Here is a 19,992-nt window from a genome sequence, read left to right on the forward strand (position 1 = left end):
GCCAGGGCGAGATCGGTGGTCCCCCACGAGGGGGACCGCCCTCTCAGTGGGCGGCGACGTAGGCCTCGCGGACCTCCGAGGAGACCCGCCCGCGGTCGGGCACGTCGAAGCCGTTGTCACGCGCCCAGGCGCGGATGTCGGCGGGGCTCGGACCGGAGGCGGCACCGCGGCCACCGCGTCGGCGCCCCGCGGCCCGGCGGGCGTGACCGACGTACGGCGCCAGCGCGTCGCGGAGCTTGCCGGCGTTCTTGGCGTTCAGGTCGATCTCGTACTCCTTGCCGTCGAGGGCGAAGGTCACGGTCTCCTCGGCGGGAGTGCCGTCGATGTCGTCGACCAGGACGATGTTCACCTGCTGCGCCATGGGTCACCCATTTCTCGGGATTTCGGCTCGGACAATTCCGGACGCATCAAGATTAGCGCAGGAATGCAGCAGAAATCATTCCGGCCGGAGCAACGGAAAGAGAATCGTCTCGCGGATACCTGCGCCGGTGAGCAGCATGATCAGCCGATCCACGCCCATGCCCATGCCGCCTGCGGGCGGCATTCCGTACTCCATCGCCTTGAGGAAGACCTCGTCGAGCTCCATCGCCTCCGGGTCGCCCGCCGCGGCCAGCAGCGACTGCGCGGTCAGGCGTTCCCGCTGCACCACCGGGTCGTTGAGCTCGGAGTACGCCGGTGCGAGCTCGACGCCGTTGATGATGAGGTCCCACGCCTCGTTCACGCCATTCTTCGAACGGTGCGCCTTGGCCAGCGGTTTGACCGCAGCGGGGTAATCCATCACGAAAGTCGGCTGGATCAGGGAATCCTCGACGAGCTGCTCGAACAGCTCCACGACGATCTCCTCGGCGCCCCATTTCGGCTGCAGCTCCACGGAACGCGCATCGGCGTACTTGCGCAGGGTTTCCGCCGGCGTCTCGACGGTGATCTCCTCACCGACCGCGACGGAGACGAGGTCGAAGATCGGCGCCTGGCGCCACTCGGCCTCCAGGTCGATCTCGCTGCCGTCCCGGGCCGGTACGACGGTGCGGCCCACCGCTCGCGCCGCGTCGATCACGAGTCGGCGGGTCAGCTCCATCATCGTGAACTGGTCGCCGTAGGCCTGGTAGGCCTCGAGCATCGAGAACTCCGCCGCGTGGGTGGAGTCCAGGCCCTCGTTGCGGAACGTGCGGCCGATCTCGTAGACCTTGTCGACCCCGCCGATCATCGCGCGCTTGAGGTCGAGCTCGAGGGCGATCCGCAGCAGCATGTCCTGGTCGAGCGCGTTGAGGTGGGTGCGGAACGGCCGGGCCGCGGCGCCGCCGTTGGTCAGCTGGAGGATCGGCGTCTCGACCTCCAGGTAGCCCAGGTCGTGCAGCGTCTCGCGCAGGCTGCGCAGCACCGCCGCCTTGGTGCGGACCATCTCCCGCGGCTCGGGGCGGATCATCATGTCGACGTACCGCAGCCGGATCCGGGCCTCGTCGGAGAGCGGCTTGTGCTCGTTGGGCAGCGGTCGCAGGGTCTTCGCGGCCATCTGCCAGGCGGACGCCTGCACCGAGAGCTCACCGCGGCGGCTGGTGACCACCTCGCCCGTGACCGCGATCAGGTCGCCGAGGTCCACCAGCGCCTTGAAGTCCGCCAGCGACTCCTCACCGAGGTCAGCCAGGGACAGCATCACCTGGATCTCGCTGCCGTCGCCCTCGCGCAGCCGCACGAAGCAGAGCTTGCCGGTGTTGCGCAGGAAGATCACCCGGCCGGCGATCGAGACGACCTCGCCGGTGTGCGTGTCCGGCTCGAGCTCACCGGCCTCGAGCGCGGGGTCGTAGCGTTCGCGGATCTCCTTGACCGTGTGGGTCCGCTCGACCACCGTCGGGTACGCCGGGCGTCCCGCCTCGAGCATCCGCGCCCGCTTCTCCCGGCGGACCTGCATCTGCTCGGGCAGGTCGGCGTCGGCGTCGATCGCCGGGGGTGCGGGCACGTCGGTCATGGCGCCAAGGCTATCGAGGCCGGTGAGCCCGAAGATGGGCGCGTCCGAGGGGTGCCTGAACACCCCGCCTCGGTGTTAGCGTCCGAACGCAGCGCCGCTTCCCACCCATGGGAGTCGCGCCTTCACCTCGGAGGTCGAGCTATGCACAGTTCCACCGTCCGTCGCGCCACCGGAGCGCTCTTCGCCCTCACCCTGGGCGCGCTCTCCCTCAACGCGGCGACCACCACCCCGACGGCCGCCCACGGCGTCCTGATGCACCCGACGGCGTCGGACTACGTCCAGGTCTCCAGCTCGGAGACGCCACCCACGGAGGCGCAGTGCTTCTCCGTGGGACGACGGTGCTTCACGCCGCAGTCCACCCGCGCGGCGTACAACGTCAACCCGCTGTACGCGGACGGCTTCGACGGCACCGGCACCACCATCGCGGTCGTCGACAGCTACGGCAGCGACACCATGGCCCACGACCTGCACGTCTACGACCAGGCCTTCGGCCTGCCGGCGATGTGCGGCGAGGAGGGCGTCACCTGCGCTCCGGGCATGCCGACCTTCAGCCAGTTCCACTTCCAGGGATCGCCGGCCACCAAGGCCCAGCCCGGCAAGGGCACCCACCAGGAGGACAAGTCCGCCTGGGCGCTCGAGGTGGCCCTCGACGTCGAGACCGCGCACGCGATGGCTCCCGGGGCCAACATCCTGCTGGTGACCACGCCGACCGCCGAGACCCTGGGCGTCCAGGGCTTCCCGGACATGATCAACGCCGAGCAGTACGTCATCGACCACCACATGGCCGACGTGATCTCGCAGAGCTTCGCCTCCGCGGAGGACGCCTTCGGCAGCAAGCAGTCCCTCCTCAACCTGCGGCACGCCTACATCTCCGCTCAGCAGGCCGGCATCACGGTGCTGGGCTCGTCGGGTGACGGCGGCTCCGCCAACGGCGGCAAGTCCCCGGTCGGCAAGGGCGGCTCGACGTTCCCGTACCCGACCGTGGAGTGGCCGGCGTCCGACCCGCTGGTGACCGGCGTCGGTGGCACCTACCTGTGCACCGACCCGACCAACACCACGAGCCGCGTCGTCGACAGCGCCGACCCGCCGGCCAAGTGCCAGGCGAACCCCGGCCAGGCGGAGGTCGGCTGGACCTTCTCCGGAGGCGGCTTCAGCCACGTGTTCGGCAAGCCCGGCTACCAGGACCCGCTCCCGGCCGGCAGCACGGCGATCGGCACGATGCGCGGTGTCCCGGACATCGCGCTGCAGGCGAGCGCCGGCACCGGCGCCCTGGTGTACCTGAGCCTGCCGCCGGACGGCCAGAGCGGCCTGATCTGCGGCAGTGCCCCGTGCAGCACCGGGTGGTACGACATCGGTGGCACGTCGCTGGCCTGCCCGGAGTGGGCCGGCCTGGTCGCCATCGCGGACCAGATCGCCGGTCACGACCTCGGCCTGATCAACCCGCGGCTGTACGAGCTGGCGTCCAACCCGACGTCGTACGCGAACGACTTCTACGACATCACGGTGGGCAACAACACCGCCGACCCGAACGTCACCGGTTACCCGGCGACCACCGGGTGGGACCCGGTGACCGGCCTCGGTACGCCGAACGCGGCGGCCCTGCTGCCGGCCCTGGCCGCAGGCTAGCCCCGGCCCAGCACGGAGCCGGGAGCCGTCACCACGGGTGGCGGCTCCCGGCTCCTCTGTTCACGGGTCAGGTGTTCCGGGCGAAGACCAGCTCCAGGCCGCGGAGCGTGAGCCAGGGCTGGTGGTCGGTGATCGAGCGGCACTCGTCGACCACCACGGGCGCGAGCCCTCCGGTGGCGATGACGTTGACCGACGCCGGCTCGACGCCGAGCTCGTCGATGATCCGCTCGACGATCCCGTCGACCTGGCTGGCGAAGCCGAACACCATGCCCGACTGCACCGCCTCGACGGTGTTCTTGGCGATCACCGACCGCGGCCGGAGCAGCTCGACCTTGCGCAGCTGCGCGCCACGGCGGCCGAGCGCCTCGAGCGAGATGTCGATGCCCGGCGAGATCGCGCCGCCGATGTACTCGCCGCGCGGGCTGACCACGTCGAAGGTGGTGGCGGTCCCGAAGTCGACGACGACGGCCGGCCCGTCGTACAGGGTCGCGGCGGCCAGCGCGTTGACGACCCGGTCGGCGCCGACCTCGCGCGGGTTGTCCATCAGCACGGGTACGCCGGTGCGCACCCCGGTCTCGACGACGACCGACGGCACCGCCGCGAAGTGACGGGCGAGCATGTCGCGCCACTCGTGCAGCACCGACGGCACCGTCGAGCACACCGAGATGCCGGTGACCATGCCGATCTCGCTGCGCGGGCTCTGGTTGATCAGGCCGCGGATCAACACGTTCCACTCGTCGGCGGTGCGGCTCTCGAGCGTGGCGACGCGCCAGTGGTCGAGCACGTCCCCGTCGTCGAGGAGACCGAGCGTCGTGTGGGAGTTCCCGATGTCGGCGCACAGCAGGCTCACAGGACCCTCACCGCAGGTCCAGGCCGAGGTCGAAGACCCTGACCGAGTGCGTGAGCGCACCCACCGAGATGAAGTCGACGCCGGTCTCCGCTACCTCGCGGGCCCGCTCGAGGGTCAGGCCGCCGGAGGCCTCGAGCGTGGCCCGGCCGTCGGTCACCCTGACCGCCTCGGCCATCTCCTCGGTGCTCATGTTGTCGAGCAGGATCCGGTCGCACCCGGCGTCGAGCAGCTCGCGCAGCTGGTCGAGGTCGGTCACCTCGACCTCCACCGGCAGCCCGGGGTAGGCGGAGCGGACCGCCTCGAACGCGGGCAGCACGCCACCGGCCGCGACCACGTGATTGTCCTTGACCAGCGCCATGTCGGTCAGGCCGAACCGGTGGTTGACGCCGCCGCCGCACCGGACGGCGTACTTCTGGAGCGCGCGGTAGCCGGGCAGCGTCTTGCGGGTGTCCAGCACCCGTGCACGCGTGCCCTCGAGGGCTGCGACCCACGCCGCGGTCGCGGTCGCGACCCCGGAGAGGTGGGAGGCGAAGTTCAGCGCGGTGCGCTCGGCGGTCAGCAGGCCCCGGACCGGGCCCGAGACGCGCATGACGACGTCGCCGGCGCTGACGCGGGTGCCGTCGGGCACGCGGTCGGTCACCTCGACCTGGTCGCCGAGCACGTGCACGAAGACCAGCTCCGCGATCGCGAGCCCGGCCACCACGCCGTCCTCACGCGCGGCGAGGTCGGCGTCGCCGTACAGGTCGGCCGGGATCGTGGCGGCGCTGGTGACGTCGACACCCGGACCGCCGGGCGGGAGGTCCTCGGCGATCGCCGCGACGATCGCGTCGTGGATGGCGCGAGGGTCGAGGCCGGCGGCCGTGAGCTCGGCCAGCAGCTCGTCGGGCAGCAGGTCGTAGGCCGCCGTGCTCACGCAGCACCTCCGTCGGTGGCCGGGCTGGGGTGGAACCGCACGCTGGGCGCACCGTCGACGAGCACGACGTCGACGTGGCCCGCGAAGTGCTCGTCGTCGCGGGCCGGAAAGTCCTCGCGCCAGTGCGACCCGCGGGTCTCCTCGCGCAGGGTCGCGGCGGCGGTCAGCGCGGCGCTGATCGAGACCAGGTTGGTGGTCTCCCAGGCCGCGGTGCCCTCCTCGCCCTCGGTCTGGGCGAGGTCCTCGAGGTCCTTGGCGGCGAGCGCGAGCCCGTCGGCGTTCCGCAGCACGCCGACGCGCTCGGTCATCGTCGCCTGCATCGCGGTCCTGACGGTCGCCGAGACGACGCCCGGCCGGCGCGAGTCGGGCGCCGGCTCGGCGTACGCCGACAGCTCGGCGGGGAGCACCTGCGCGATCCGGCGCGAGAACACCAGGCCCTCGAGGAGGGAGTTCGAGGCGAGCCGGTTCGCGCCGTGCACGCCGGAGCAGGCGACCTCTCCCGTGGCGTAGAGCCCCGGCACGGTCGAGCGGCCCCAGAGGTCGGTGGCGACGCCGCCCGAGGCGTAGTGGCACGCCGGAGCGACCGGGATCAGCTCGGTCACGGGGTCGACGCCGTGCAGGCGGGCCGTGGCCAGGATCGTCGGGAACCGCTTCTCCCAGAACGCGGCCCCGAGGTGCCGGGCGTCGAGCCACATGTGCTGCTTGCCCTCCTCCTGCATCCGCCGGGTGATCGCCTTCGCGACCACGTCGCGGGGAGCCAGGTCGGCCAGCTCGTGCTGTCCCTGCATGAAGCGGTTGCCGGCGAAGTCGACGAGGAAGGCGCCCTCGCCGCGCACCGCCTCGGAGATCAGCGGCTGCTGACCGGTCGACTGCGGACCGAGGTACATCACGGTCGGGTGGAACTGCACGAACTCGAGGTCGCGCAGCACGGCACCGGCGCGCAGCGCGAGGGCCATGCCGTCACCGGTGGAGACCGAGGGGTTCGTGGTCTGGGAGAAGACCTGGCCCAGGCCGCCGGAGGCGAGCACGACGGCCCGGCAGCGCACCGCACCGACCCCGTCGCGCTGCCCCTCGCCCATCACGTGCAGGGTGAGCCCGGACACGCCACCGTTCTCGTCCAGCATCAGGTCGACGGCGAGCGCGTGCTCGATCACCTCGATGTCCGGCGCCTCCTTGATCGCGGCGACCAGGGCGCGCTGGATCTCGGCACCGGTCGCGTCGCCGCCGGCGTGCGCGATCCGGTCGCGGTGGTGGCCGCCCTCACGGGTCAGCGAGAGCACCCCGTCGGAGGAGTGGTCGAAGTTCGCACCCAGGGCGATCAGCTCACGGACCGCCTCCGGGCCCTCGGTCACGAGGGTCCGCACGGCCTGGAGATCGCAGGCGCCCGCGCCGGCCACGAGGGTGTCCCGCTCGTGCTGGGCAGGGGTGTCACCGGGGCCCAGCGCCGCCGCGATGCCACCCTGGGCCCACTGCGTCGAGCCCGCGGACAGCACGTCCTTGGTGACCACGAGGACCTTGCCGACGTGGTCGCGGAGCCGGAGGGCGGCGGTCAGCCCTGCAATGCCGGAACCCACCACGACGACGTCCGCCGTCGTGTCCCATCCCGGTGCGCCCGCAGCGAGTCGCTCGGGCAGGCTGATGACCACCCCGCAGACGCTATCGGTTCGCGTCCACGAGGTCGCCCCGGACCAGCCCACTGCCCAGCCCGCTGCCCGCCCCCACCATGCCGGACAGGGCCTCCGCGGGGTCCGACCCGGTGCCGATGATCTGGTTGTCCGCGTCGACGAACACCACGTGCGGCTCGAAGATCCGGGCCTCGGCGGTCTCCATCTGCCCGTAGCCGATCAGGATCACGACGTCGCCCGGGTGCACCAGGCGTGCCGCGGCACCGTTGATCCCGATCACGCCCGAGCCGCGCTCGCCGGCGATCGTGTAGGTCTCCAGCCGCGCGCCGTTGGTCACGTCGACGATGTGCACCAGCTCACCGGGCAGCAGGTCCGCGGCGTCGAGCAGGTCGCGGTCGACGGTGACCGAGCCGACGTAGTGCAGGTCGGCCTGGGTCACGGTGGCCCGGTGGATCTTGCTCTTCATCATCGTGCGCAGCATGGTCACTCTCCGGTGGTTTCGGCAGGCTCAACCACCCTGCCGGTGGACGGTCCGAGGTCGAGGGCGATGTTGTCGATCAGTCGGGTGGAGCCGACGCGGGCCGCGACCAGCATCCGGGCGGGGCCGTGCTCGGGAGCGGGCCCGAGGTCGGGTGCGGTGATCTCGAGGTAGTCGAGGTCGACCAGGTGCGTACGCCGCAGCTCAGCACGGGCAGCGCTGAGGGCCCACTCCGCTCCGCGCTCCGCCTCGGCTCGGGCGGCGAACAGTGCTCGCGAGAGCGCGACCGCGTCGAGCCGGGCGTCGGTGTCGAGGTACCGGTTACGGCTCGACATCGCGAGACCGTCGGGCTCGCGCACCGTGGGTGCTCCGACCACGTCGACACCGAGGCACAGGTCGGCGGCCATCCGGCGGATGAGCGCGAGCTGCTGGTAGTCCTTCTCGCCGAACACGGAGACGTCGGGCCGGACCAGCCCGAACAGCTTGGCCACGACGGTGAGCACGCCCCGGAAGTGGCCCGGGCGCGAGGCTCCCTCGAGGACGTCGGCCAGCGGTCCGGGATCCACGGTCACACCTCGAGCGGCCGCCTCGAGGCCACCCGGGTAGACCTCGTCGACCGAGGGCGTGAAGACCACGTCGACGCCGGCGGCCGCGCAGGCCTCGAGGTCGGTCTCGAGCGTGCGCGGGTAGCGGTCGAGGTCCTCCCCGGGGCCGAACTGCGTGGGGTTCACGAACACGGAGACCACCACCGCGCCGTCCGGGCCGACGATCTCGCGTGCGCACCGCATCAGGGAGACGTGGCCGTCGTGGAGCGCTCCCATGGTCGGGACGAAGGCCACCCGTGCGCCGCCGGTCCTCCCGGCGAGCGCACGGTCGAGCTCGACGCGCGTGTCCGCGCGCTGCAGGGTCGTGGTCACGCCGGGTCGGTCCCGGGCCGGCGGAGCGCAGCGGGCGAACCGTGCCGCGGCGCAGGCACCGCCGGCAGCTCCACCTTCGCGAGCGCCTCGTCGAGCAGCCGGACGATCTTCACCGCCCGGATCGGCAGCAGCCGGCCGTCGAGCACGGCCCGGTCGGCGGTGGCCTTCGCCATCGCGACGTACGACGGGATGGTGCCGGGGGCGGTCTCGGCGATCTCCGCGAGGTGGCCGGCCACGGTGTTCACGTCACCGCGCACGATCGGGCCGGTGAGCGCCGCGTCGCCCGCGACCAGCGCGTTGTCGAGGGCGGCGGTCAGCAGCGGCCGCAGCGTGGCGGCGGGGTCCTCGGCACCCGAGGCGGCGAGCAGCTCCATCGCCTGGGCGACGAGCGTGACCAGGTGGTTCGCGCCGTGCGCGAGACCGGCGTGGTAGAGCGTCCGCTTGTCCTCGGGCACCCACATCGCGACGCCGCCCATGTCGGCGACCAGCGACTCGGCCAGGGCGCGGTCGTCCTCCCCGGCGGTGACGCCGAAGACGCAGCCTGACAGCCGGTCGAGGTCGACCGCTGTGCCGGTGAAGGTCATCGCGGGGTGCAGCGCCAGCGGGTGGGCGCCGATCGCGGTGGCGGCGCTGAGCACCGCCAGCCCGTGCCGGCCCGAGGTGTGGCAGACGACCTGGCCGGAGCGGATCGCGCCGGCGCCGACCATCGTGGTGACGACGTTCTCGAGCATGTCGTCGGGGACCGTGAGCAGCAGCAGGTCGCAGCTGCGGGCGACGTCGGTCGGCTTGGCCCGGCGTACGCCGGGGAGCAGCGCCTCGATGCGGTCGACGGAGGCCGTCGACTCGCCGGCAGCGGCCACGATCTCGTGACCGGCGGCGCGCAGCGCGGCGGACAGGACGGCGCCGACCCGGCCGGCGCCCACAACCCCGATTCGGGCCATCTGGACTCATCGCCTTTCGTTCCAGTCCCTCGCGGGTACCGGACTACTCAATGACGTCAACGAGCGTACGCCGGGCCCGGACACGGCCGGAACCCGTCGCGACGGTGGGGTACGTCACAGGGCCCGGGGCGCATGGTCTCGCGGGATTCGGGCGGGACAGGCGCGCGCCGTACGATGCCGCGAGACCGATCCCCGACGAGGCGAGCGGATGCAGGCACCCTCCACCGACACAGCGGCGAAGACTGCGGCCGAACCTGCGGCCGGTGCCGCGGCGACCGCGGCCGACAGCCGCCGCTCCGTCCGCACCGACATCCAGGGTCTCCGCGCGATCGCGGTGTCCCTGGTCCTCGTCTACCACCTGGCCCCGCACACGCTCACCGGCGGCTTCACCGGCGTCGACGTCTTCTTCGTGATCTCCGGGTTCCTGATCACGCTGCACCTCCTGGAGCGGATGCCCGCCCACCCCCGTGACCTGGGCATGTTCTGGAGCCGCCGGGTCCGCCGCCTGCTCCCGGCCTCGCTGCTCGTGCTCGCCGTCACCCTCGCGGGCTCCCGGCTGGTGGCCCCGGAGACGCAGTGGGAGAACACGGCACGCCAGGCCCGCGCCGCCGTGCTGTACGTCGTCAACTGGCTGCTCGCCCGCGACGCGGTCGACTACCTGGCCGCCGAGAACGCCCCCTCGCCCGTCCAGCACTTCTGGTCGCTCTCGGTGGAGGAGCAGTTCTACTTCGTCTGGCCGGTGCTGATCCTGGTGCTGGGAGCGCTGGCCCGCGCGATGCGCCGGCGGCCGCTGCCCGTGGTGCTGGCCGGGCTGGTCGTGCTCGTCGCGGCGTCCCTCGCCTACTCGATCCACGACACCGCGACGAACCCGCCGGCGGCGTACTTCGTCACGCCGACCCGGATGTGGGAGCTCGGCGTCGGCGGGCTGCTGGCGACGTTCACGCTGCTGCGTCCGGGCCGCATCCGGCCGTGGGCCGCGACCGCCTTCGCCTGGGTCGGGCTGCTGGCGATCGGCTGGGCGGCCGCGACGTACACGGGCAGGACGCCGTTCCCCGGCTGGCAGGCGGCGATGCCGGTGCTCGGCACGGCGGCGGTGATCGCGGCACAGCCGCCCGACTCCTGGAGGCGGGCGTGGCTCTCGCCCGGCCCCCTGCTCGCGCTGCGTCCGGTGCAGTGGCTCGGCGACATCTCCTACTCGGTCTACCTCTGGCACTGGCCGCTGATCGTGCTCGTGCCCGCCGCGACCGGGCACGCCCTCACCTGGACCGACCGCGGGGCGATCCTGGCCGCCACCCTGCTGCTCGCGTGGCTGACCAAGCTGTTCGTCGAGGACCGGTTCCGGGCCGCACGCTGGGGCATCCCGCTGCGCAAGCCGTTCGCGCTCGCCGCGGCGGCGATGGCGGTCGTGATCGGCCTCGCCGGCGCCCAGCTGGCCGAGGTCCACCACCGCAGCGAGCGGGCAGCGGCGGTGCTCGCCAAGGGCCTGGCCGGCAAGGACCCCTGCTTCGGGTCGCGTGCCCTCGACCACCCGAAGTCGTGCCCCGACGTCGCGTACGCCGACGTGGTCCCCGCTCCGATCGAGGCTGCGCAGGACAAGTCCGACGCCTACGACAACCAGGCCAACGGCCACGACTGCTGGGCCTACCAGCCGAGCTTCCCGACCAAGCAGTGCATCTTCGGCGACGCGACGTCGGCGAAGAACGTCGTGCTCGTGGGCAACTCCCACGCCGGTCAGTGGCTGCCCGCCCTGCAGCAGGTCGCGGCCGACCAGCACCTCAAGATCACCACGATGCTCGCCTCGCGCTGCGCGCTCTCCGACGTGCGCCAGCAGTTCGACACGGCCGCGAACGCGACCGCGTGCCTCACCTGGGTGCATCGCACCACCCAGCGCGTGGTGGCCCTCCACCCCGATCTGGTCGTGATGGCCAACCGGATCTCGGTCGGAGCCGAGACCGACGGCACCACGAGCAGCGAGCAGCTGTACCTGCAGGGCTACGCCTCGATCCTGCGCACCTGGCGCGACGCCGGCATCCGCACCGTGGTGCTGCGCGACACACCGGCTCCCGGCGTCTCGGTGCCCGACTGCATCGCCGAGAAGAAGACCGCCTACCGCGACTGCAACGGCACCCGGCAGGCATGGCTACCTCCGGCCCCGGAGCAGCAGGCGGTGCAGCAGGTGCACAGCCCGCTGGTCAGCTTCGTCGACCTGACCGACCACATCTGCGGGCCGACCACGTGCAGCGCGGTGACCGGCGGGGTGATCACCTACTTCGACGCGACGCACCTCACCGCGACGTACGCCCGCACGCTCGCGCCGTACCTGGGCCCGATCCTCGCGAAGGCCCTGGGCGCGGGCTGACCGGGCACGGCCTCGCGCTCTCTATGCTTCGTACGGCCCGGCAACGACGGAAGGCGACGAGGTGAGCACACCACGACCGCGCTTCAGCCTCGTGACCGCGGTGTACGACGTCGCGCCCTACCTCCCGGACTTCGTGGCGTCGGTCGAGGCGCAGGACTTCGACCTGGGCCGCGTCGAGGTGGTGGTCGTCGACGACGGGTCGAACGACGACTCGCTGGCGCTGCTCCGGCAGTGGGCCGACCGCAGTCCCGACCTGGTGCGCGTGCTCAGCCAGCCGAACGCCGGCCAGGGCGCGGCCCGCAACGCCGGCCTGGCCGTCGCGACCGGCGAGTGGGTCACCTTCCCCGACCCCGACGACGCCCTCGACCCGGACTACCTGAGCACCGTCGACGCGTTCCTCGCGGCGCACCCGGACGCCGTGATGGTGGCCACCAACCGGGCGCTGTGGAACGACGCCACCGGCGAGGTCACGAACACCCACCCGCTGCGCCGGATGTTCGGCCACGACCGGCTCGCCGACCTCGACCTGGACGAGTCGACGTTCCACGGCAGTGCGCCCGCGGCGTTCTTCGACCTCGACCTGCTGCGTGCCCACGACGTGTCGTTCGACGTGCGGATCCGGCCGAACTTCGAGGACGGGCACTTCTGCTCGGCGTACCTGCTGCGCTGCGAGCGGCCCCTGGTCGGCATGGTCGGCTCGACCCGCTACCACTACCGCAAGCGGGCCGACCAGTCGTCGTCGCTGCAGCGCAGCATGCTCGACCGGCGGCGCTACACCGACGTCTTCGAGTTCGGCTACCTGGCCGTGCTCGACGAGGCGCTCCAGCGGCACGGCCGGGTGCCGCGGTGGCTCCAGCACTTCCTCTGCTACGAGATCCTCGGCTACCTCGTCGCCCACGACGTCGGCAAGGTGCCGGTGCTCACCGACGACCCGGCGCTGGAGTCCTTCCACCGCGGCGTGGCCCGCATCCTGGAGCACTGCGACCTGGACCAGGTGCTCCCCCGGCTCGAGTTCGGGTCCCGGCCGGAGCACCTGGTCGCGCTCGCGCACGGGTACGCCGGGACGCCGTGGCACGACGCGCGGGTGTGGATCGACACGTTCGACGCCGACCAGGGTCTCGCCCGGCTGCGCTACTCCTTCACGGGCGAGCCGCCTGCCGAGCTGGTGCTCAACGCCGACGTGCCCACGGAGCCGGCCCACGCGAAGACCCGCGACCTGACCTGGTTCGGCCGGGTGCTCGCCCGGGAACGGATCCTCTGGGTGCCGTTCGCCCCCGACCTGCGGCTGCGCGTCGGCGACCGCTGGGCCGACCTGGTGTTCACCCGCCCGACCCTGGCCGAGACCACCCGGGTCACCCCTCGCGACGTGCGCCGGCGCACCGGGTCCCCGTCCCGGCAGGACCGCCAGCTCGTGGCGCGGGCCGAGCCCGAGCCGAGGACCGACGAGGGACGCAAGGCCCGCGAGCGCGCGGCCCGCGGCTCCGCGCGGAAGAAGTACGCCGGCGCCTGGGTGCTGATGGACCGCGTCGACGGCGCCGGCGACAGCGGCGAGGCGCTGTTCCGCTGGCTCCGGGAGCAGCGCCCCGAGGTCAACGCGTGGTTCGTGCTGTCCGAGGACGCCCCCGACTGGTCGCAGCTGCGCCGTGCCTTCGGCAAGCGGGTCGTCGCCCACGGCTCGCTCGAGTGGCGCGTGCTGATGGCGCACTGCGTCCACCTGCTGGCGTCCCACGCCGACGACGAGGTCGTGCGACCGGCGGCGATCACGGAGTTCACCGTGCCCCGGTGGCGGTTCACGTTCCTCCAGCACGGCGTTATCGCCGACGACCTGTCCGGCTGGCTCGGCGACCGGCCGATCGACCTGTTCGTCACCAGCACGGCGGGCGAGGCGGCGTCGATCGCGGGGGACGGGTCGGCGTACCCGTTCACGACGAAGGAGGTCCGGCTCGCCGGGCTGCCCCGCTTCGACGAGCTGCTCGAGGTGGGCCGGGCGATCGGCCCGCAGGAGCGCGACCTGGTGCTGGTGGCGCCGACCTGGCGGCGCTGGCTCGGGCCCGACGCCGTGGCCTCCGACTTCGTCCGGCAGTGGTCGGCCGTGCTCGCGGACGAGGCCCTCGCCGAGGCCTGCCGCCGCCAGGGCATGACCGTCACGTTCCGGCCGCACCCCCGCCTCACCGCGCTGGCCGCCCGGCTGTCGCTGCCCGAGCACGTGCAGGTGGAGAGCGGTCCCGGCACGGCGGACCTGGTCGCCCGGTCCCGCGTCGTGGTCACCGACTACTCCTCGATCGCCTTCGACGCGGCGTACATCGAGCGCCCGGTCGTGTACTTCCAGTTCGACCGTGAGCTGGCGCTCACCGGCGCGCACCTCGGGCGGGCCGGCTGGTTCGACCACGGGCGCGACGGCTTCGGGCCCGTGACGGCGTCGGCCGAGGAGGCGGTCGCCGCGATCGTGAAGACCCTGGAGCAGGGGTCGTCGCCGGTGTCGCCGTACGCCGAGCGGATGGCCGCCGCGTTCCCCCACCCGGACGACCAGAGCTGCCGGCGGGTGTTCGACGCGGTCAGCGCCCTGCAGCCTCCGCGCTGACCTTGCGGGTCGAGGCCAGCACCGCCTCGGTGACCCGCTCGCAGCAGCGACCGTCGCGCAGCGGGAAGGCGTCCTCGACCCGGCGCAGGTACTCCGGCGCCAGGCCCTCGTCGAGCGCGGTCACCAGCGCGTCCACCGCGGCCTCGGGCTCCAGCACCACCGGGCCGTACCCGTCCCGCTCGTAGTCGAAGTAGCCGCGGCTCCCGACGTGCTCTCCGCCGAGCACGCGGTCGCGGTCGAACTGGAAGTACACGACCGGCCGGTCGAGGTAGGCGGTGTTGAAGGCCATCGAGGAGTAGTCGGTCACCAGCACGCGAGCCCGGGCGAAGAGCTGCTGGACGTCGTCGTCGAACGTCAGCGGTCGCACCCAGTCGGGCAGGTCGACCTGCTCCAGCACGGGCTGCAGGTTCGGGTGCGGCAGGAAGCCGACGACCGCGCCGTGCTGCTCGGCGGCAGCCCGCAGGCGCTCGGAGGTGAGCACGTGCAGCCAGAGCCGCATGAACTCCGACTCGAGCACGTGCGGCGCCACCTCCCGCCGCTGGGACACGATGTCCATGTCGCCGGTCAGCCAGCTGCGCCACGTGGGCGCGACCAGCACGAGGTTGCGCTCGGCCTCCGGCACCTGCTCCCCGAGCGCGCGCAGCCGGTCGAACCGCGGCAGCCCGGTGAGGATCGCCTCCCGCGTCGTGAACACGTAGCCGGTGTGGTCGTCGGCGACCGAGTGGTACTCGTCGTTCGTGCTGGTGACGAAGAGGTCGATCGGCTTCACGTTGAGCCAGGTCGACAGGTCGTCCTTGATCACGCCGTGCTGGAGGAACGTGTAGCGCCAGCGCGGACGCACGGTCAGCTCCTCGAGCTCGCGCGGCGCGATCACCGGCAGGTCGGCGTGCGACGAGAGCAGGTGGCGGGCGTTGAGGGCCAGCACCGCCCAGCGCAGCGACCCGTGCGCCACCACCCGGCGGCCGAACCGCTTGCGCAGCGCGCGCCAGGCCGGCGTGCCCTTCTTCACGGTGAACCACGCGTCGATCTCCGGCCGCTCGGCGCGCAGGTACTCGAAGAGCCGCTGCGCGTTGTCGTCGGCGTCGTGCAGCCGGTCCATGAGCAGCCAGGCCTCGGCGTACCGGCGGCGCACGCGGGGCGAGCAGGCCAGCCGCTCGACGAGCGTGGGCCGCTGCGGCGCCTCGTCGTCGACCGTGCGCTTCTCCCGCGGGCCCACGTGGCCGAGCTTGCGCCGGATCGCCGGCGGGTTGGCGACGTACGACGTGCGGCGGGGCTGGTCGAGCTCCAGCGCCACGTCGCGGCCGTCGAGCCGGATCCGCAGCGGGCCGCCCGCGGGGAGCCACAGGATCCGCTCGTGGATCACGGTGCGGCCGAAGACCTGGTAGTCGCGGACCTTCGCGTGGGGCGGCACCACCTCCACGCCGTCGGAGAGGATCTCCTCGCGCGGCTGTCGCTTCGTGAACCGGTAGACCACCTGCACGAGGTCCTGGTCCTCGTCGAGCCGGGTGAGCAGGGCGAACTCCTGGCACCACGGCTCGGCGCGCCACGAGTGCAGCAGGATCTCGCGGTAGAGCCGCTTGAGCCGGGCGACCGGCGTGCCGTCGATCACCGCCGGGTCGAGGTAGTCCAGCAGCTCGGTCATCAGCGCCTCGAACTCGTCCACGACGTCCGGCCGTGACGCCAGCCCGGCGGCCTGGTGCTGGACGCTCAGGATCCAGGAGAGCTCGTAGAGGATGACGTTCTGCAACCACTGCGGCACCGGCCGTACGCCGCCCTCGGACGCCCGCTTGACCAGGTCGAGGTAGCCGAGCCGCAGCACCCGCGTGTAGCGCTCGGGGTCGACCTTGCTCTGCGCCAGCGTCGAGGAGACGTCGGCCCGCTTGCGGTAGTGGTAGCGGGCTCCGGGCACGAAGCCGACCAGCGGCCGCTCCAGGCCGAGCAGGTAGCGGGCGCTGAAGTGGCCGTCCTCGAAGTTCGGCCGGATCTCCGGGTCGAACCGGAGGCCCGCGGCCTCGACCAGGTCGCGCCGGAAGAACGCCACCGGGGCGCTCACGAAGAAGAAGCCGGGGTGGTCGTCGAGGTCGCGCACCCGCGCCTTCCCGCGGAAGCGGTGCTTCAACGGGTGCGTGTCCTCGAGCTCGCCGGTGGCGTCCTGCAGCACCAGCAGGTTGCAGGCGACCATGCCGGTCTCGGGGTGCTCGGTCAGGAAGCGGTCGACCTCGGCGAGGTAGCCGGGCTCGATCACGTCGTCGGGGTCGGCGAAGGTCACCCACTCTCCGCGGGCGTGCTCGAGCCCGAGGTTGCGGGCGCTCGACTGGCCGCCGTTCTCCTTCGTGAGCACGCGCACGAGCCCGGGCCGCCGCTCTGCCCACGCGGCGAGCAGCGTCGCCGAGGTGTCGGTGGAACCGTCGTCGACGGCGACCACCTCGAACCGGTCGGCCGGGAACGTCTGCGCGTCGACGGAGGCGATGAAGGCCTCGAGGAAGCGGTCGACGTCGTACACCGCGGTGACGATCGAGAACCGGGGCGTCACGCGACCACCAATCTCCTCCAGACAGGGCGACCCGAGGATACCGGAGCGCCTGCTCCCTATGCTGGGACGCGTGTCTGGCCCCCGCAGCGTCGCCGTGTTCGGCAGCTGCACGACCCGTGACAGCTTCAACTCGCGCTTCAACCCGGACTACCGGAGCCGGTACCAGGTCCCGTACGCCGCCAGCCAGACGTCGGTGATCACGATGATGTCGCCGGCGGTGGAGGCGGAGTTCACGCCCACGAAGTCGATGAGCGACTACGACCTCTGGAACATCCGCTCCGACCTCAGCCGTGAGCTCCTGGGCCTGCTCGCCGAGCAGCCGCCCGACTACCTGGTCCTCGACTTCTTCGCCGACATCCACTTCGGCGTGCTCCGGCTCCGCGACGGCCGGTTCGTCACGAACAACCGCTGGAAGACCCACCACACCGACTTCTACCAGGACCTGGCCGCCAACGACGGTTTCGAGCGGCTGCGGATCCTCGACGACCCCGACCGGTACTTCGAGCTGTGGTCCGAGGCGCTGGAGCGGTTCGCGGCGTACGTCGGCGAGCACTGCCCGGACACGAAGGTCGTCGTGCACTGCGGCTTCAACACCGACGAGCTGGTGCCGCCGGGCGAGACCCGACCGGTGCCGCTGCGGTCGTTCAAGAAAGGGGTGCGGATCGACGTACCGCTGGCCAACGCCCTGTGGCGGCGGCTCGACGACCACGCCACCTCGACGTACGGCTGGGACGCGATCGACCTGCGCGACGAGGGCTACCTCACCTGCGCGGACCACCCGTGGGGCCCGTTCTACGTGCACTACACGATGGACTACTACCACCGGTTCCTCGCCGAGCTGGACCTCATCGACCTGCGCGGCCGCCTCGCGCCCGAGGACCTCGCACTGGTCCAGGGCATCGCCGACGCCGGGCACGAGCACGCGGTCCGCTACGCGCGGCAGTGGACCGAGACCACCCGCGCACAGGAGGAGCGGATCGCCGAGCTCGAGGGCCTCGGCCTGGTCCGCTCGGTCCGATTCGCGCTCGGGCAGCGGGTGCGTCAGGCTCGGGCCGCCAGGAACGACGCTGCGAAGGAGCAACCATGACAACCCCACGCGTGGCGGTGATCCTCGCCGGCGGCGTCGGCACCCGAGTCGGGTTGGACATCCCCAAGCAGCTCATCAAGGTGGCCGGGCGCACGATCCTGGAGCACACGCTGGCGACCTTCGACGCCCACCCGATGGTCGACGAGGTGATCGTGATGATGGCCCAGGGCCACCTCGACGCGGTGCACGCGATCGTCCGCTCCGGCGGCTACACGAAGGTCACCCACGTGCTCGAGGGCGCCGACACCCGCAACGGCACCACGCTGCGCGCGCTGGACGCGATCCCGGACGACGACACCAAGGTGCTGTTCCACGACGCCGTGCGACCCCTGGTCAGCGCCCGGATCATCTCGGACTGCTTCGAGGTGCTGGACTCCTACGACGCCGTCGACGTGGCGATCCCCTCGGCCGACACGATCATCGAGGTCGACGAGGACAACGTGATCCGCAACATCCCGCCGCGCGCCCACCTGCGTCGCGGGCAGACCCCGCAGGCGTTCCGCGCCGGCGTGATCCGCAAGGCCTACGCGATCGGAATGGCCGACCCCGACTTCCAGGCCACCGACGACTGCACCGTGGTGCTGCGCTACCTGCCCGACGTACCGATCTGGGTCGTCGCCGGCGAGGAGCGCAACATGAAGGTCACCGACCCGATCGACGTCTACCTCGCGGACAAGCTGTTCCAGCTCACGACCAGCAACCTCCCGCCGGCGCGCTCGGAGGAGTCCTACCGCGAGGCGCTCACCGGCAAGACCCTCGTGGTCTTCGGCGGCAGCTACGGCATCGGCGCGGACATCGCCGCGTTCGCCCGCGACCACGGCGCGACCGTCTTCAGCTTCAGCCGCTCGACGACCAACACCCACGTCGAGCGGCGCGGCGACCTCCAGGACGCGATCCGCTCGGTCCTCGCCGAGACCGACCGGATCGACCACGTGGTGAACTCCGCCGCCGTCCTCCCGCGCGGCCCCCTCGTGGAGACCACCGAGGAGGCGGTGTACGCCGCCACCGAGATCAACTACCTGGCGCCGGTGATGATCGCCCAGGAGTTCTTCCCGCACCTCAAGCGCACGGGTGGCTCGCTGCTGAACTTCACGTCGAGCTCCTACACCCGCGGGCGCAGCGGCTACAGCCTGTACTCCTCGGCGAAGGCCGCGCTCGTCAACCTCACCCAGGCGCTCGCCGACGAGTGGTCGGCCGACGGCGTGCGGGTCAACTGCATCAACCCGGAGCGCACCGGCACCCCGATGCGCACGCGAGCCTTCGGTGAGGAGCCGCCCGGCACGCTGCTGGAGTCCCGGGAGGTCGCCGTGCGGTCCATCGACGTACTGCTGAGCGACGAGACCGGCCTGATCGTGGACATCCGGCGCGACGACCCGCTCGCGGGGGACCTGGGCGAGGTCTGAGGTCTGCGGTGTTCGGCCTCAGTCGCCGTCGTCGCCCTCGAACCCGATCAGCCAGTGCAGGCCGTACCGGTCGACCACCTGCCCGTCCGACGCTCCCCACGGGCGCCGCTGCAGGTCGTCCACGACCCGCCCACCCTCGGACAGGCGCGTGAACCAGGTGCGGAGGTCGGCCGGGGCCGCCGTGCCGAGCAGCGACAGCATCATGCCTTCGCACCGCAACGTCGGCTCGTCCCCCGCCACGTCGGCGGCGAAGAGCGCGACCGGCCCCTCGTGCAGGTAGCCGTGGGCGATGGCGTCGGCGGGACCGTCGGTCCGGCCGAACTCCGCGAACGAGTGCAGCTGCACCGCGCAGCCGAAGACGTCGCCGTAGAAGGTCAGGGCGTCCCGGGCCGTGCCGGGGAGGTGGAGGTACGGCGTGGGGGCGGTCACCGGGTCGATGCTAGACGGGACCGGCGTTCAGTCGTGAGAGAGGACGAGCTCGCGGGGTGCCGGTGCGCGCTGCTCACGAATCGCGGTCCACCCGATCAGCGCGAGGAGACCTCCCAGTCCCACGGCCGACAAGAGGGCCACTCGGGATCGATGGATGACCGGACCGCAGGCGGTCGCGGCCCGTCGCTGATCCGCGGTCGCCGCGGATCCCGGGCTCAAGGTCTGGTCGGGTGTGCCGGGCTCGAGCCACGAGGGAGCAATCGCGGCGTCGCAGGAGTAGATCTGGT

General features: G+C 72.1%; 15 protein-coding genes. 5 read left to right on the top strand and 10 right to left on the bottom strand.

Features of this window, described 5'->3' with window-relative positions; translation table 11 throughout:
• Positions 1-43 precede the first annotated feature (43 nt).
• Together EFL26_RS04155 and lysS are read right to left on the bottom strand one after the other, a co-directional pair.
• Positions 44-361, bottom strand: coding sequence for a histone-like nucleoid-structuring protein Lsr2 (locus tag EFL26_RS04155; protein WP_123221608.1), 318 nt, complete (start codon positions 359-361; stop codon positions 44-46).
• Between the two features lie 75 nt (positions 362-436).
• Positions 437-1,963 carry a lysine--tRNA ligase gene (gene lysS, locus EFL26_RS04160; protein ID WP_123221609.1) on the bottom strand — a complete coding sequence of 509 codons (1,527 nt, stop codon included), beginning with the start codon at positions 1,961-1,963 and terminating at the stop codon, positions 437-439.
• Positions 1,964-2,104: 141 nt separating this feature from the next.
• Here lysS and EFL26_RS04165 point away from each other — a divergent pair, with 141 nt between their 5' ends.
• Positions 2,105-3,589 carry a S53 family peptidase gene (locus EFL26_RS04165; protein WP_123221610.1) on the top strand — a complete coding sequence of 495 codons (1,485 nt, stop codon included), beginning with the start codon at positions 2,105-2,107 and terminating at the stop codon, positions 3,587-3,589.
• A 67-nt stretch (positions 3,590-3,656) separates the two neighbouring features.
• Here EFL26_RS04165 and EFL26_RS04170 read toward each other — a convergent pair whose 3' ends face one another.
• Genes EFL26_RS04170 through EFL26_RS04195 form a run of 6 tightly spaced genes read right to left on the bottom strand, consistent with a single transcriptional unit; the run spans position 3,657 to position 9,313 of the window.
• Positions 3,657-4,439 (bottom strand): type III pantothenate kinase, encoded by a 783-nt coding sequence (locus EFL26_RS04170; protein WP_123221611.1) that lies wholly within the window; start codon positions 4,437-4,439, stop codon positions 3,657-3,659.
• A 7-nt stretch (positions 4,440-4,446) separates the two neighbouring features.
• Entirely contained in the window at positions 4,447-5,352 is a 906-nt protein-coding gene (gene nadC, locus EFL26_RS04175) for a carboxylating nicotinate-nucleotide diphosphorylase (protein WP_123221612.1), read from the bottom strand.
• Positions 5,349-6,998 (bottom strand): L-aspartate oxidase, encoded by a 1,650-nt coding sequence (locus EFL26_RS04180; protein ID WP_246000000.1) that lies wholly within the window; start codon positions 6,996-6,998, stop codon positions 5,349-5,351. Before EFL26_RS04180 ends, nadC begins: the two co-directional genes overlap by 4 nt.
• Before the next feature lie 10 nt (positions 6,999-7,008).
• Positions 7,009-7,458: an aspartate 1-decarboxylase gene (panD, locus tag EFL26_RS04185; RefSeq protein WP_123221613.1), complete on the bottom strand. Its 450-nt coding sequence runs from the start codon at positions 7,456-7,458 to the stop codon at positions 7,009-7,011.
• Between the two features lie 2 nt (positions 7,459-7,460).
• On the bottom strand, positions 7,461-8,372 hold the full coding sequence (panC, locus tag EFL26_RS04190) for a pantoate--beta-alanine ligase (RefSeq protein ID WP_246000001.1): 912 nt from the start codon (positions 8,370-8,372) through the stop codon (positions 7,461-7,463).
• Positions 8,369-9,313, bottom strand: a complete 945-nt coding sequence (locus EFL26_RS04195) for a Rossmann-like and DUF2520 domain-containing protein (protein ID WP_123221614.1) — start codon at positions 9,311-9,313, stop codon at positions 8,369-8,371. Before EFL26_RS04195 ends, panC begins: the two co-directional genes overlap by 4 nt.
• Before the next feature lie 208 nt (positions 9,314-9,521).
• On the opposite strand from EFL26_RS04195, the gene EFL26_RS04200 reads away from it, so the two are divergent.
• Together EFL26_RS04200 and EFL26_RS04205 are read left to right on the top strand one after the other, a co-directional pair.
• Entirely contained in the window at positions 9,522-11,672 is a 2,151-nt protein-coding gene (locus EFL26_RS04200; protein WP_123221615.1) for an acyltransferase family protein, read from the top strand.
• A 61-nt stretch (positions 11,673-11,733) separates the two neighbouring features.
• Positions 11,734-14,253, top strand: a complete 2,520-nt coding sequence (locus EFL26_RS04205) for a bifunctional glycosyltransferase/CDP-glycerol:glycerophosphate glycerophosphotransferase (protein ID WP_123221616.1) — start codon at positions 11,734-11,736, stop codon at positions 14,251-14,253.
• Here the strand turns inward: EFL26_RS04205 and EFL26_RS04210 are convergent.
• On the bottom strand, positions 14,228-16,786 hold the full coding sequence (locus EFL26_RS04210) for a bifunctional glycosyltransferase/CDP-glycerol:glycerophosphate glycerophosphotransferase (protein ID WP_183408019.1): 2,559 nt from the start codon (positions 16,784-16,786) through the stop codon (positions 14,228-14,230). The genes EFL26_RS04205 and EFL26_RS04210 overlap by 26 nt on opposite strands.
• 70 nt (positions 16,787-16,856) lie before the next feature.
• Between EFL26_RS04210 and EFL26_RS04215 the strand changes: the two genes are divergently transcribed.
• Both EFL26_RS04215 and EFL26_RS04220 read left to right on the top strand, forming a co-directional pair.
• Positions 16,857-17,873, top strand: a complete 1,017-nt coding sequence (locus tag EFL26_RS04215; RefSeq protein ID WP_148046622.1) for a DUF6270 domain-containing protein — start codon at positions 16,857-16,859, stop codon at positions 17,871-17,873.
• Entirely contained in the window at positions 17,870-19,276 is a 1,407-nt protein-coding gene (locus EFL26_RS04220; protein WP_123221619.1) for a bifunctional cytidylyltransferase/SDR family oxidoreductase, read from the top strand. The genes EFL26_RS04215 and EFL26_RS04220 overlap by 4 nt, the downstream gene beginning before the upstream one ends.
• Positions 19,277-19,294: 18 nt before the next feature.
• On the opposite strand, the gene EFL26_RS04225 is transcribed toward EFL26_RS04220, so the two are convergent.
• Entirely contained in the window at positions 19,295-19,705 is a 411-nt protein-coding gene (locus tag EFL26_RS04225) for a VOC family protein (protein ID WP_123221620.1), read from the bottom strand.
• Positions 19,706-19,992 lie beyond the last annotated feature (287 nt).

Source organism: Nocardioides pocheonensis (assembly GCF_003725535.1).
Taxonomy (GTDB): Bacteria; Actinomycetota; Actinomycetes; order Propionibacteriales; family Nocardioidaceae; genus Marmoricola; species Marmoricola pocheonensis.

Excerpts from the sequence above, each read along its gene's own strand:
- EFL26_RS04220 (WP_123221619.1), top strand. The coding sequence starts at position 17,870 with ATGACAACCCCACGCGTGGCGGTGATCCTCGCCGGCGGCGTCGGCACC.
- EFL26_RS04165 (WP_123221610.1), top strand. The coding sequence starts at position 2,105 with ATGCACAGTTCCACCGTCCGTCGCGCCACCGGAGCGCTCTTCGCCCTC.
- panD (WP_123221613.1), bottom strand. The coding sequence starts at position 7,458 with ATGCTGCGCACGATGATGAAGAGCAAGATCCACCGGGCCACCGTGACC.
- lysS (WP_123221609.1), bottom strand. The coding sequence starts at position 1,963 with ATGACCGACGTGCCCGCACCCCCGGCGATCGACGCCGACGCCGACCTG.
- EFL26_RS04195 (WP_123221614.1), bottom strand. The coding sequence starts at position 9,313 with ATGGCCCGAATCGGGGTTGTGGGCGCCGGCCGGGTCGGCGCCGTCCTG.
- EFL26_RS04200 (WP_123221615.1), top strand. The coding sequence starts at position 9,522 with ATGCAGGCACCCTCCACCGACACAGCGGCGAAGACTGCGGCCGAACCT.
- EFL26_RS04155 (WP_123221608.1), bottom strand. The coding sequence starts at position 361 with ATGGCGCAGCAGGTGAACATCGTCCTGGTCGACGACATCGACGGCACT.